Origin of the sequence: Bacillus sp. FSL E2-8868 (genome assembly GCF_038005505.1) — a bacterium.
Classification (GTDB): domain Bacteria; phylum Bacillota; class Bacilli; order Bacillales; family Bacillaceae_G; genus Bacillus_A; species Bacillus_A mycoides.
In genome coordinates this window covers 726959-740805 of the sequence record NZ_JBBOTI010000001.1, presented here as the reverse complement: position 1 = coordinate 740805, position 13847 = coordinate 726959, and the positions used below count along the sequence as shown (strand labels likewise).

The window sequence follows — 13847 nt, the reverse complement described above, 5'->3', positions numbered from 1 at the left end:
CCCCTCCTTTAAGACATTAAAATTTGAAATGTATATCTTATTAACCCGATAATGTATGCACCGACGACTCCAAATACAATGACACTTCCTGCAAGCTTAAACATGTTAGTAGCGATTCCTAGAACAATCCCTTCACTCCTATGTTCTAGTGCGGCACTCGCCATAGAATTCGCAAATCCAGTAACTGGTACTGCTGATCCCGCTCCAGAAAACTGCCCGATTTTATCATATACACCACACCCTGTTAAAATCGCTGATAGTAAAACAAGAGTTGCAACTGTAGGGTTTCCTGCCTCTTTCTCACTAAAGTGAAAGTAATGTATATAAAATTTCATCAACACTTCTCCAACCGTACAAATGAGTCCACCAACAAGAAATGCCTTCACACAATTTATGAAATAGTTCGGTTTTGGATGGTACTCCTTCACTTTATTTATGTAATCGTCCTTCAATTTTCGCCCTGCCATATATATTGCCTCCTACTTTACGAAATAAATCCAGTGAAACAATGAGCCTATTACTTTTCCAAGTACAAGAGCAACGAGTAAAACAACAATTTTCCCCTCTACCCCGACTCGTTTCGCTAAAATAGGTAAAACATTTAATACTTCTGTTAATGCCGCAGCAAGCATTCCAATGAATGTGCCACAAAATAACCCTAATATTACAAGCCAATATTGCGATGTTTGAAATGTAATGTTTTTCAAACTACACCAAGCCCCAGTTAAAGTACCCGCAATGACAGCCCACTCAAAATATTGAATATGCTTTCCACTTCTCGTTAATTGAGCTAAGCGCGGGATAATACCGAGAACAGCTAAAAAGGCAACATATCCGCTACCTACTGCAATCCCGCCAGCTAAACCAATTAATATAACAAACCCACATTCAATCATCGGCAAGTTGTTTCGTGTTATCCTTGTTTTCATTAACAATCACATATTGATCAAGCGACTGCTGATATTGAAACATCTCAACTTCTAACGGACTAGGCTCTTCATTAATTCGCTTTTGAAATACATGATTAAAAAATAAAACCATACCTAATCCAAGACCTACTGAATATGGAACTTGAAATAATAGTGGTTGCTCCTTAAACTCTCCAGTAATCATGTAATATAACCGTTGATGTACTTGTTGCATACTTACATCCTCATGGAAATAAATTATTGCAAGGGCCGCTCCAATGAAAAGTAACAACCATACAAGTCCGAAGAAAACCGGATGCACTTTCTTTTTTTCATATATAATTTCAACAAGAGTTTGTCCAGAACCCAGTAAATTAATTTGTACATGAGATGCTTTTTGTTGAATAATCTCAATTACTTTCATGACATCAATTACAACATGCGTCTTATCATGTGCTGTTATTTTGTAGACTATCTCATTTTGTAACGACTCAACTATAAAAGAATCTCCGGCAAGTTGGGCAACATCGCTCAGCTTTACTTCATACGTAGGAGACACTTTTAAGCGATTGCGCATTTTAATATAAATTGTTCCTTCCAATTTCCATTCACCCCTTCACTCTTCCTCGTAGTTGTAGTATGGTTATTGAATTTTTTTCTAATACAATTTTTTCATAAAAAAACATCTGTACCATTTCGGTACAGATGTTTTTTAGTTTATGCCTTTTTCTTAAATAAATTTGCAATACTTAATGCAAGTCCTCCCCAAATGACTACCATACCTATAACCATCATCATAATCGCTGATCCACTCATCATGAAACACCTCGGTCCTTCCATTCTTTTTCAAGCTGGACAGAGTCTGAATGTATTTGTGCATTCCATTTTTTCAGACCAATAACTAACGCGACTAGAAGGAATGCTGCCGCTATCGACCAACCATACGTTACAACAAACTCTGTTGGATAACCTCCGTAGTTCTTTTTAATGTTTTGGATTGTACCATCAATTAACATATACCCTAACATAAGTGGAGTAATAACGAGTAAACTCACTCTCCAAAACGTTCCTAACTTTATATCAGATACAAAGTTTGCATGATTTTGATAAACTGGTAAACGGCGCAAGATTAGTCCTATTGTAACTACTTCAACGAGTGCAATTGTAATCAATCCAAAATTGTTAGCGAAGTAATCAACAACATCTAGGAACATAAGTCCACCACGTGTTGCAAAAACAAGAGAAACTAATACTAATAGCGTTCCCATAATTCCAATCGTCTTTTGACGACTCAAGCTGAATTTTTCAGATACAGCGGCAAAGCATACTTCTGCAAGTGAAATGAGTGATGTAATTCCAGCAACAGTTAGAGATAAGAAGAATAATACACCAAATAACGGCGACATCGGTAACTCATTAATAATTTGCGGGAATACTACAAATGCAAGTCCTACACCAGCACTAGCTACTTTATCAACCGGTACCCCCATGTTATTCGCCATAAATCCAAGAGCTGCAAAGACACCAATACCTGCCAATAATTCAAATCCTGAATTTGCAAATCCTGTAATAAAAGCATTATTTGTTGTATCTGAGTTTTTCGGTAAATAACTAGAATACGTAATCATAATTCCGAATGCTAAAGATAAACTAAAGAAAATTTGACCGTAAGCAGCAAGCCATACTTTCCCATCAAAAATACGACTCCAATCTGGTTTAAAAAATGCATCTAGCCCCTGCATCGCACCTTCCATCGTCACTGCACGAACAACGATAATAAGGAACATAACAACTAGTAAAGGAATAAAAATACGGTTAACAACTTCGATTCCTTTTTTAACTCCTTTAAACGCAACACCAAGCACAATAATCCAAACGAGAGCTAACGGAATTAATACTTCTGGTACGAGCCCCCCGAATTGTCCTGGCTTATCTGCAACATGTAAATATTCTTTAAATAAAAATGATTGCGTGTCTTTCCCCCATGCTCCAGTAATTGCAAAGTACGTATACGAAATAGACCAAGCAATGATTACAGCGTAATATGTTGAAACAATAAATGTCACACACATTTGCCACCATCCAATAAATTCAGCACGTCGATGAATACGGAAGAATGTAAGTGGCGCCGAACCACGATGGCGATGCCCAAGAGCAAACTCGAAAGCTAACAATGAAATACCAGTCGTTAATAATGCAAATAAGTACGGTAAAAAGAATGCGCCTCCCCCATTTTCATACGCTGTATAAGGAAAACGCCATATATTCCCTAGTCCAACAGCGGAACCGATTGCTGCAAAAATAAATCCAGCCCTCGTTCCCCATTGTTGCCTCGTTTCCATGTTTCCTTCCCCCTTTGTGACAAGTTCATACTTGGATTATAGTTTAAATTAACTAAATTATCAATAAATTCTGTAAATTTTTTAGCGATAGTTGGAATCTTCTACTTTTCGTGACAATAAAAAAAATCGAATAGATAGCTATTCATCTATTCGATCTTTCATCTGTTTTAATATTTTCTTTTCAAGTCTTGAAACTTGTACTTGCGAAATGCCTATGCGCTCCGCTACTTCTGATTGGGTTTGGTCTTTATAATAGCGCAAATACACAATTAGCCTTTCTCGTTCATCCAATTCTCTAATTGCTTCTTTTAAAGCAATTTTATCAAACCATTTCGTTTCTGATTGATCTGCAATTTGATCTAAAATAGTAATTGGATCTCCGTCGTTTTCATACACGGTTTCATGTATCGACGAAGGAGCACGACTCGCTTCTTGCGCCAGAACAACTTCTTCCGGCGTTAGTTCAAGAGCCTGTGCTACCTCATTAATCGTTGGAGCCCTTCCAAATTCTTTCGAAAGCTCGTCTCTCATCTTTCGGACTTTGTTTCCTGTTTCTTTTAAAGATCTACTTACTTTCACTGATCCATCGTCACGTAAAAATCGTTGTATTTCACCGATAATCATTGGAACTGCATATGTTGAAAATTTCACGTCGAAAGATAAATCAAATTTATCTACCGATTTTAAGAGTCCAATACATCCAATTTGAAATAAATCGTCTGGTTCGTATCCTCGATTAAGAAATCGCTGTACAACCGACCATACGAGACGCATATTACTTTGAACGATTGTATCTCTCGCTTGTTGATCTCCATCTTGACTTTTTTGAATTAACGCTTTTAGCTCGTGGTCCTTTAACTGAGGTTTCTTCTTCTCATTTCTGACCTCTATGTCCATTGGCTATTCTCCTTAATTGCATAGAGCGTTACTATTTGATAAGTATTTTGTCAAATGGATTGTTGTCCCGAAAGATTCGTTTGAAATAACTTCTACTTCATCCATAAAATTTTCCATGATAGTAAATCCCATTCCGGAACGCTCTAATTCAGGTTTAGTTGTAAAAAGGGGTTGTCTTGCTTCATCTAAGTTAAAGATACCAATCCCTTCATCTCGAATCGTGAGTTTCACCATCGCTTCTTCCAAAATCACTGAAATATAAACAACACCTTCTGCATTTCCTTCATACCCATGAATAATTGCATTTGTAACCGCTTCTGACACAACTGTTTTAATCTCTGTTAGTTCTTCCATCGTCGGGTCTAATTGCGCAATAAAAGCAGCTACCGTAACACGAGCGAATGATTCATTCTGACTTAACGCTGAAAATTGAAGGTTCATTTCATTTCTCATCTACGCCACCCCCAACGTCGCGAGCGCATGCGCTTCACTTTCTTCTAAACGAACAATTTTGAATAGACCTGACATTTCAAATAAACGTTTAACGGGCGGTGAAATTGCACAGACAACCATCTCTCCACCTAATCCCTTTACATGTTTATATCGGCCTAATATAACGCCTAAACCAGAACTATCCATAAATGTTAAGTTCTCTAGGCTCAAAACAATATGATGAACACCATGTGTCTCAATCATATCTGTGACTTTCGTTCGCAACTCTTCAGCAGTATGATGATCTAACTCGCCCTCTAGCCTCACACATAAGACGTCACGTTTTACTTCTAAATGCATGGAAAGACTCACACGATTTCCTCCTTATGCTCAAACTTTACTCATTAACATAAGATTTTCGTGATATAAAATCAGAATCCTTCCTACTGACAAAAGAAGAACTATTTCGTCATAAAGTGAAACCTTTCAGCAATTATTTCAGTAAATATGAACAGAAAAACATCAAAATTCCCGCCGCTATTTTGATGTTGAAAACATCCCAAAACTTCTTTTAAATAACTCCCACCAGCTCGCTGCCTCAACATCTTCTTTCGCTACAATTGTTTGTTTTAATAAAACATCTTTATCTCTTTTAATAACAAGTGTGCCAAGTGCATCACCTTTTTTAATCGGTGCCTTCACTTTCTTTTCAGCAATCACTTCTTGTTTAACTTTGTCCATATTTTCGCCCTTCTTCATAAGAAGAGACACATTGTCTGACGCAACTAAATCTACTTTTTCTTCCTTACCTTTTCCTACTTGTACAGTCTTAATTTTCTCACCACGTGTATACAATTTCTTTGTCATGTATTGTCCAAATGCATAATCAAGAAGCTTCGTTACTTGATTGTTCCGCTCTTTTGATGTAGGCGCTCCCATTACAACTGAAATAACACGCATACCATTTTTCTCAGCCGATGCCGTTAAACAATATTTCGCTTCTGTCGTAAAGCCTGTTTTCACTCCATCTACTCCAGGATAAAAACGTACTAGCTTATTCGTATTAACAAGCCAAAACTTCTTATCCGTATTTTCACGTAAATAGTCTTCATATTTACCTGTGTATTTTCGAATAAGTGGATACTTCATCAACTCTTTCGCCATAATAGCCATATCATTCGCTGTGGAATAATGATCTTTCGCTGGAAGACCTGTCGGATTTTGAAAATGTGTATTTTTCAGTCCTAAATCTTTCGCTTTTTTGTTCATCATATTTACGAATCCTTCTTCTGAACCAGCGATATGCTCAGCTACTGCAACAGATGCATCATTTCCAGATGCAATGGCAATGCCCTTTAACATTTCATTTACAGTCATCTCTTCCCCAGGTTCTAGAAAAATTTGTGATCCGCCCATTGAAGCTGCGTGTTCACTCGCTCTAACTTTATCGTTTAGTTTTAGTTTTCCTTTTTCAACTTGTTCCATAATTAATAGCATTGTCATAATCTTTGTCATACTAGCAGGTGGTAACTTTTCATTCGGATTTTTATCAAACAAAACTTTACCTGTATCTTGCTCAATTACGATCGCTGACGACGCTTGTTCCGCTAACTTCGGCGTGGTTTCTTCTGTTTTTTCCTGCTTCGTTTTCTCAGATTGTGCGAAACTAACTGAAGTACCAGAAAGCAATAACATGAAACAAACAAGTATTCCAAAAACTCGCTTCATGACTAACCCTCCATTCTATATCAAACTTATTTTTTCCAATTTATACGTTTTTAATACCATATTTTTCTATTATTTTCAGTTGACAAATAAATTCATTGCCTATATTGTATTAAGTGTATTACACGTAGTAGTACACTTAATACTCATCAGGAAGGAGACATTGCTCTTGCATATTCAACTTGATCCAAGAAGCAACACTCCGATATGGGAACAAATTGTTCAAAATATAAAAGAGCTCGTACTAAAAAATATGTTAGCTCCAAGTGATAAACTTCCTTCTGTACGCGAGCTTGCTTCTTTGCTCGTTATAAATCCAAATACAGTAAGTAAAGCTTATCAAGAATTAGAGCGACAAGGGATTATTGAAACATTACGAGGAAAAGGAACATTTGTAGCCCAATCGATTACCCCAACATTAGACGAAAGGAAAATCGCTATGGTTGAAAAGCAATTTCATCAATTATTACTAGAAGCCTCTTATCTTGGGATTACGAAAGATAAAATTCACGATTGGATAGATTCATACTATAAAGAGATTGGAGGAAATACAGATGTTGAAAGTGACAAACTTGAAGAAAACAATTGATAACCAAACGATTTTAGACGATGTTTCTTTCACATTACAAAAAGGTAGTATCGTCGGATTACTCGGAAGAAATGGCGCAGGGAAAACAACTTTATTACGAACGATGATCGGCATTTTAGACCCAGATGAAGGCACGGTTACATATGAAGATACAGATATCCATATGCACCCTGAAATGAAACAAAAGGTCGTATATGTTCCAGATTCTACTAACATACTGAACGGATATACAGTAAAAGAAATCGTGAAATTTTATAAAGCAGTTTATACAGCATTTGATGAATCATATTTCTACGAACTGCTTGAACGTTTTAACTTACCAAACAAGCGGATTCGTAGTTATTCAAAAGGAATGAAAGCGTTGCTTGCGATCATTTTAGCCGTTGCTACAAAAGCAGAGTATATCATTTTAGATGAACCGACAAATGGGCTCGATCCTATCGTTAAAAGACAGATTTTGCAGTTTCTCGTTGGAGAAGTTGCAGAAAAAGAGATTACCATTTTCATCTCAACTCATCATTTAGATGAAGTGGAACAAATTGCAGATACAATTATTATTCTAAAAGGACATACAGTAGCTTCTATTACATCACTTGACGATGCAAAATCGCGATTTGCTAAAATCCAAGTAGCTTATGAACGGTCATTACCTCAAAAACTAGAAAACTTAAGCAATATTAAAATATTAAATCAAACAGGAAAAGTATATACCATCTTAATTGAGGGAAAGGTGGCAGCTACATTAGAAAAGTTTCATAAAGAACAGCCACTGCTCATTGAGGAATTAACCATGTCGCTCGAAGATATTTTTATCACAACGTTTGAGGAGGATTCGCATGTTTCATAAAGCTTTATGGATGAGGCAATGGAAGCAAGGAAAATATATAATTCTATTATTTTGGTTAATTAGTTTATATCAACTACCTTATAAATATTATCAAGAAGCGCAAATGCAGCTAAAACTATCAAAAATGAAGTTTGGTGACTATGCATATTACTACTCCTACTATTTTCAGACATCTGATGGTGCCGTCTTCTTTCAAGGAGCTACTCTTATTGCACTTGCTTGTCTTTTAATTGGATGGGAACGTAACAATCAATCAACTGATTTTCTATTCTCGATGCCTTTTAAACGAAAAGATATTTTTTTAACAAAATGGTGGCTTGGTGTTTTGAATATTATTACAGTGCAAATTGTTTGCTGGATTAGCATGTACGGAATAAAGAACATGTCGTTTCACAATGAGCATCAAATCTTTACTCCGTTCTATAGTTACTTTCTATATGCTACGGTTGTACTTATCGCTATTTATACATTCACCTTATTTATCGGAACCATTACTGGACATATATTCTCTCAAAGTAGTTTAACTATCATTCTATTATTTTTACCATACGGTTTTGGATTGTTAATTTCCGGATTCATTTATTCCCATACACAATGGTCTTTAGATGCAATGGGAGAAATAGAGCACCATACTCATGAGTACTTACAACATACAGGTATCATTTCACCATTAGAATCTTTTTCTATTACTTATGATTACCGCCCGATAGAAACATTTGATGACTATGGCAATAAACTTCCTAGTGTACCACCGGACAATCCAATGGAGCATACTTCTGTACCTTCTCCTTGGACACTATTAACACCATTTGCTTACATCATTATCTTTTTATCAATGGCAACCTTTCTATACACACGTACACCGAACGAACAAAACGGAAAAATACTATTGTTTCCTAACTTGCAAAAATGGTTCATGATTTGCACTGTTCTATGCTTCGGACTGCTTGGCGGTAGAATATTAGGCGGACGAGATGCACTTCTGTCTTATTATGTTGGATTTTTCCTATTCGCTATCATAAGTTACTTCATTTTTACACGTCTATTAAAATTGAAGTTTGCTTTTGTAGGGAAATAAATATGCATTAAGGTGGTGGATACATGTTTCAAAAAGCATTATAGATGTGAAACTATAAACACGGAACAATGGCATTAATAGAAGCTGACGGAAAAAGTCATACAATGACAAAAGAAAGATGTTATGAATTATTTAACTCTTATATGAACTAAATAAAAAAGGCATTGCACAATAAAATGTACCCTATAGAATAGACACTGAAAAAAAGTCTATTCTATAGGGTATTTCTTGTATAATGAGAGAAAATTGGAATCGGAGAAGGTTTAAAATGACAAAAAAGCTATTTACAGAAAGAGACATTCAAATTCTATCAAATAACCCATATATAAAATCTGTAAGTCAGAAAGGTATCACTTATACAGATGAATTTAAGCGTATTTTTATTGAGGAGAATGCGAAAGGAAAACTACCCCGAAATATTTTTGAAGAATGTGGTTTTGATATAGATATGATTGGAATGAAACGAATTATGTCATCAGGAAGTAGATGGCGTGCTGCTTACAGAAAAAATGGTGTATTTGGTTTACGAGATACACGCACCGAAAACGCGGGAAGAACTCTTGAGAGAGAGCTTACGTTAGAAGAGAAGTATGCTCGTTTAGAAGCCGAACGGAACTTACTAAAGGCAGAAAATGAATTGTTAAAAAAGATCAAACTTATGGAAGGGAGGATGAGAAGGAAATAACGTTATCACCTAGTCAGAAATATATCCTGATTTGTTCTGTCATCATAAAATATAACTTAAGAAATATGGTGAGTTACTTGTGTAAAGTAGCTGGTGTATCCCGTTCGGGATACTATAATTATTTTTCCATTTCATCTCAAGAACAACGGAAACAAAAGAACGATCAAGATGAAATCGTGAAAGAAATCATATTAAAAGCACTTCGATTTAGAAATCGAAAGAAAGGGGCTCGTCAAATAAAAATGACATTGGCGGGTCATTTTCAAGTTGTCTACAATTTAAAGCGTATCCGTAGAATCATGAAGAAATATGAGATTGTCTGTCCGATTCGGAAAGCAAACCCTTATAAAAGAATGCTGAAAGCTTCAAAAGAACATCGAGTAGTGCCGAATCAATTAAATCGAGAATTTAAACAAAACACCCCAGGAAAAACACTTCTTACAGATATCACTTATTTAGTTTACGTTACGGTAAGAATAAAAGAGCTTATTTATCTACAATTTTAGATAGCTCAACCAATGAAATTTTAGCTTACCATGTTTCAGAACAGATGACATTAGACCTCGTAACAACAACTCTTCATAAACTAAAACGGAATAAGAGGATTCGATTGACTAACGGTGCATATATTCATTCAGATCAAGGAGCCCACTACACAAGCCCTACCTACCAAAAATTAGTCAAAAAGCTAAAGCTCGGACAATCTATGTCAAGAAGAGGAAACTGTTGGGATAACGCTCCACAGGAATCATTTTTTGGTCATCTGAAAGATGAAGCACATATAAAACCTTGCGAGTCTTTTACTGAGTTGAAACAAGAGATTAAGAAATATATGACGTACTATAATCACTATAGATATCAATGGAATTTAAAAAAGATGACTCCTGTTGGATACAGAAATCATCTCCTTGATGTTGCCTAACTTTTTTCAAAATGTCCTTTACAAAGGGTACAGATTACAAGAGCAATGCTTTTTTATTATATATATCCTGATCTAAATAAAGAGGTTATTTCACATTCTCTCTTCTTTTCCCATACTCTTTTTCTTGCTTCGTTCCAAACCCGTCACCATTTGCTACGATTTGATCTGTTGGAGCAACTATACTTTCAGCAATTCTCCATTCTCCCCCTTGTTGAATAAACACTTGCATAAAATAATTCATTCCATTTAACTGATACGGATTTTCTTTTTTCACTTCATAACGAGCTGCAACATAATACACTTGAACATTTTCAGCCTCAAACTTAGCAATATATTGTGATAATCTCGGGATGTACTGTGATGCTTTCTGAAGTGGAAGTTGTTTTACTTTTACAAGAGAAGACTTTGTCACATTGCTTATCGTATCTTCATGCCGCATGTTATCACTATGATGAAATAAAATGGCATTCTGCATAGAGCGAATCCATAGTTTTGAATATAACACAGGTTGCTTATTTGAAATATGTTGTAATTCTTTTTGAACGACATGAATTGGCGTTGCAGCATCCACGAACTTATTAAAGCAGAACATACTTCCAATCATAATGAAAAGCGTAAAAATACGTTTCATAATTTTTCACTCCGATCTGTTTAATTAAAGTATCGGAGTTTCAAAATATTTTTATTCAAAAGAAAAAGGATAGGAAAGCTCTCGCTTCCTATCCTCATTTATTATAATACGCGGCCAAATAGTTCTAAAACCATTTCTATCTCTTGGTCGCTCCAACCTTTAAATTTCTCTTTATAATATTCTTTACGCACAGCTTCAAGCTTTTCAGTTACTTCTCGTCCGTTTTCAGTAATTTCTAAGTATACGATACGACGGTCCGAATTTGAACGTTTTCTTTCAACAAACCCTTTTCGCACGAGACGATCTGTTACAGCTGTAATATGACTGGAGGTTACGTTTACTTCACTCGCAATTTGCGAAGCCATCTGTGGACTTTTTAAAAATAACGCACGTAATACAGAGAATTCATTATATGGCATATGCTCTGAAAAACGTGTATTAATATCATTTTGTAATAAACGTATCATCTTTCGAAATGATGCAGATAAATCTAAAATCAGTGTTTCTCTATTTTCGTTCACTAGCCTCGTCCCTTTTTTATCATATTTACACATATTATAATCTATAAATACCTATATTGTATATGCTTTCTTCCCTCAACATTCTCATTTATGTAACTTTTTTCATAAGATTTTCTTTTTTGTTCACACATATACATATAAAAAAGGATGGTGAGCATAAATGCAAAGTGGAATGAATCCGTATTTACATAATATCCGTACGACGAATACTGGTAAAGAAGCTACTATTACTGTACAAGGAGAAGGCATTATAAAGGCAAAACCAAATGTTGTCATATTAACACTGGGCATTCGAACAGATAGTAAAAATGTAAAACAGGCGCAAGAAGAAAATGCAGTGCAATCGAAACAATTGCTTGATGCACTCAAACAGCTAGGTATTGCCGATAAAGATATAGAAACCATTTCTTATACAATTACTCCTCAATACGAATATGTAAATGATAAAGCATTACTACAAGGCTACCGTGTAGAGCATTTGTATGAAATTACCGTTTTAAATGTACAAAAAGCAGGGGAAGTATATGATATAGCCGTTACAAATGGTGCAAACGTAGCAAAAGGATTACGTTTTCGAATATCTCATCCAAATAAATATTATGAGCAAGCTCTCATTCAAGCTCTGCAACAAGCAGTAGACAAAGCTCGTACAATTGCGAGTACTTACAATTTAAATATTAATCCTGTTCCCCTCTCACTCGTTGAAGAATCTGCCCAATTACCACGGGAGATCTCATCATATGCTACTTTGCATGCGCAAGCAGCTCCGCCCATTCAATCAGGAGAACTAGAAATCATTTCATCTATCCGGGCAATTTTTACGTATTTATAAATAAACTCATTTATAAGTAACCGTTATCATTTTCGTTGTTGTAAAAACATGATGTTCTGATATAATAAAGGACGGTGAGCTCTTACATAAGAGATATCACGGGTGGGAGAGGGATATGAAAAAGAAGGTTTAACATGAAAGGAATACTTGAAAGAACATTTAAATTAGACTTACACCAAACATCACCAAAACAAGAAGTTTTAGCTGGAGTCACGTCATTTTTCACAATTGTTTATATTATGATTGTAAATGCGTCAATCTTATCAGATGCCGGCATTCCTCTTGAGGCAGGAATTTTGGCAACTGTTTTTAGTTCATTTGTCGGATGTCTACTCATGGCATTTTGGGCAAATGCACCTGCTATTCTTGTCCCTGGTATGGGTGTAAATGCATTCTTCACGTACACTGCTGTGCATACGCTCGGTTTAACTTGGCAAGAAGCATTGGCAGCTGTTTTTATCGCCGGTATTATTTTTACAATTGCTGCTTTTACACCGATTGCTCGCGTGCTTTCGGTATCGATTCCAAAGTCATTAAAGGAAGCGATCACTGTCGGTATCGGGTTGTTTTTAGCTTTCATCGGCTTGCAAAAAGGTGGTTTAGTCGTTTCGCATCCTAATACTGCTGTTGCAATGGGAAAATTAAGTAGTCCTGTCGTTCTTGCCACACTACTTACTCTTATTGTCGCACTTGTACTATTTGCGCGTAACGTACGTGGAAGCTTTTTATGGACGATTGCAATTGGAACTGGTATTGCATGGCTGTTTGGTCTTGTTGATACGAGTCAAATGGGAAATAGTTCGTTTTCATTCGCTAATTATGGCGATGTGTTTGGAGCTATGTCATTTGGGAAACTTTCTTCCTTGCCATTTTGGATTGCAACATTCTCCTTAAGCATGGTGCTTATTTTTGAGAACATGGGACTTTTACATGGTTTATTAGAAGATGATCGTAAATTCCCACGTGCTTACCAAGCAAATGCAATTTCAGCAATGACATGTGGTTTATTTGGCACAAGCCCTACCGTTTCAACAGTAGAGAGTGCCGCAGGTATTACTGCAGGCGGGAAGACAGGTCTGACGTCTATCGTTACAGGGTTGTTATTCTTCGCATCACTGTTTGCGCTTCCGTTTGTCAAAATAATTCCTGACAGTGCCATTGCACCAATCTTAATTATTATTGGCGGGCTGATGATTACAAGCATTCAACAAATTCCTCTGAACGACTTTTCAGAAGGATTTCCAGCGTTTTTAATTATCGTTATGATCCCGCTCACATATAGTATCGCTGATGGCATTGCGTTCGGATTTATCGCTTATCCTATCTTGAAAGTTGCACTTGGAAAGCGTAAAGAAGTCGCACCGTCCATGTATATTATTACATGCTTATTCTTAGCCATGTTCGTATTACACGCTATTGGCTAAGAAAAAAACACCGA

16 protein-coding genes and 1 pseudogene are annotated in these 13847 nt (G+C 36.1%); 6 read left to right on the top strand and 11 right to left on the bottom strand.

Annotated elements, in window-relative coordinates:
• Positions 1 to 8: 8 nt before the first annotated feature.
• From spoVAC to dacF, 9 genes are all read right to left on the bottom strand, one after another.
• On the bottom strand, positions 9 to 467 hold the full coding sequence (gene spoVAC, locus NSS74_RS04070; RefSeq protein ID WP_002128953.1) for a stage V sporulation protein AC: 459 nt from the start codon (positions 465 to 467) through the stop codon (positions 9 to 11).
• A gap of 12 nt (positions 468 to 479) precedes the next feature.
• Entirely contained in the window at positions 480 to 896 is a 417-nt protein-coding gene (gene spoVAB / locus NSS74_RS04065) for a stage V sporulation protein SpoVAB (protein WP_000568664.1), read from the bottom strand.
• Positions 889 to 1509 (bottom strand): stage V sporulation protein AA, encoded by a 621-nt coding sequence (locus NSS74_RS04060; protein WP_033716398.1) that lies wholly within the window; start codon positions 1507 to 1509, stop codon positions 889 to 891. The genes spoVAB and NSS74_RS04060 overlap by 8 nt, the downstream gene beginning before the upstream one ends.
• A gap of 116 nt (positions 1510 to 1625) precedes the next feature.
• The gene (locus tag NSS74_RS04055; RefSeq protein WP_000016829.1) at positions 1626 to 1724 is read right to left on the bottom strand and encodes a methionine/alanine import family NSS transporter small subunit; all 99 of its coding nucleotides are present in this window, start codon (positions 1722 to 1724) and stop codon (positions 1626 to 1628) included.
• Positions 1724 to 3250 (bottom strand): sodium-dependent transporter, encoded by a 1527-nt coding sequence (locus tag NSS74_RS04050; RefSeq protein ID WP_002143036.1) that lies wholly within the window; start codon positions 3248 to 3250, stop codon positions 1724 to 1726. Before NSS74_RS04050 ends, NSS74_RS04055 begins: the two co-directional genes overlap by 1 nt.
• Positions 3251 to 3388: 138 nt before the next feature.
• Entirely contained in the window at positions 3389 to 4147 is a 759-nt protein-coding gene (gene sigF / locus NSS74_RS04045) for an RNA polymerase sporulation sigma factor SigF (RefSeq protein ID WP_002014922.1), read from the bottom strand.
• A gap of 12 nt (positions 4148 to 4159) precedes the next feature.
• On the bottom strand, positions 4160 to 4600 hold the full coding sequence (gene spoIIAB / locus NSS74_RS04040) for an anti-sigma F factor (RefSeq protein WP_001243400.1): 441 nt from the start codon (positions 4598 to 4600) through the stop codon (positions 4160 to 4162).
• The gene (gene spoIIAA / locus NSS74_RS04035; RefSeq protein ID WP_002088460.1) at positions 4601 to 4951 is read right to left on the bottom strand and encodes an anti-sigma F factor antagonist; all 351 of its coding nucleotides are present in this window, start codon (positions 4949 to 4951) and stop codon (positions 4601 to 4603) included. It abuts the gene before it with no gap.
• A gap of 165 nt (positions 4952 to 5116) precedes the next feature.
• Positions 5117 to 6307 carry a serine-type D-Ala-D-Ala carboxypeptidase DacF gene (gene dacF, locus NSS74_RS04030; protein ID WP_002088461.1) on the bottom strand — a complete coding sequence of 397 codons (1191 nt, stop codon included), beginning with the start codon at positions 6305 to 6307 and terminating at the stop codon, positions 5117 to 5119.
• 166 nt (positions 6308 to 6473) lie between these two features.
• On the opposite strand from dacF, the gene NSS74_RS04025 reads away from it, so the two are divergent.
• The 4 genes and pseudogenes from NSS74_RS04025 (at position 6474) to NSS74_RS04010 (ending at position 10425) form a co-directional block, all read left to right on the top strand.
• Complete coding sequence (locus NSS74_RS04025) at positions 6474 to 6893, top strand: GntR family transcriptional regulator (protein WP_002033900.1); 420 nt, start codon at positions 6474 to 6476, stop codon at positions 6891 to 6893.
• Positions 6859 to 7740, top strand: a complete 882-nt coding sequence (locus NSS74_RS04020) for an ABC transporter ATP-binding protein (RefSeq protein ID WP_002088465.1) — start codon at positions 6859 to 6861, stop codon at positions 7738 to 7740. Before NSS74_RS04025 ends, NSS74_RS04020 begins: the two co-directional genes overlap by 35 nt.
• Positions 7730 to 8818: an ABC transporter permease subunit gene (locus NSS74_RS04015; RefSeq protein WP_002088467.1), complete on the top strand. Its 1089-nt coding sequence runs from the start codon at positions 7730 to 7732 to the stop codon at positions 8816 to 8818. Before NSS74_RS04020 ends, NSS74_RS04015 begins: the two co-directional genes overlap by 11 nt.
• 268 nt (positions 8819 to 9086) lie before the next feature.
• Positions 9087 to 10425: pseudogene (locus tag NSS74_RS04010) on the top strand (IS3 family transposase).
• An 85-nt stretch (positions 10426 to 10510) separates the two neighbouring features.
• Here NSS74_RS04010 and NSS74_RS04005 read toward each other — a convergent pair.
• Both NSS74_RS04005 and NSS74_RS04000 read right to left on the bottom strand, forming a co-directional pair.
• Positions 10511 to 11056, bottom strand: coding sequence for a hypothetical protein (locus NSS74_RS04005; protein WP_000821091.1), 546 nt, complete (start codon positions 11054 to 11056; stop codon positions 10511 to 10513).
• Positions 11057 to 11157: 101 nt separating this feature from the next.
• Positions 11158 to 11577, bottom strand: a complete 420-nt coding sequence (locus tag NSS74_RS04000) for a MarR family winged helix-turn-helix transcriptional regulator (protein ID WP_002088468.1) — start codon at positions 11575 to 11577, stop codon at positions 11158 to 11160.
• Positions 11578 to 11737: 160 nt separating this feature from the next.
• Here NSS74_RS04000 and NSS74_RS03995 point away from each other — a divergent pair, with 160 nt between their 5' ends.
• Complete coding sequence (locus NSS74_RS03995) at positions 11738 to 12409, top strand: SIMPL domain-containing protein (RefSeq protein ID WP_002033894.1); 672 nt, start codon at positions 11738 to 11740, stop codon at positions 12407 to 12409.
• Positions 12410 to 12543: 134 nt separating this feature from the next.
• Positions 12544 to 13833, top strand: a complete 1290-nt coding sequence (locus NSS74_RS03990; protein ID WP_002143039.1) for an NCS2 family permease — start codon at positions 12544 to 12546, stop codon at positions 13831 to 13833.
• Positions 13834 to 13847: the final 14 nt, after the last annotated feature.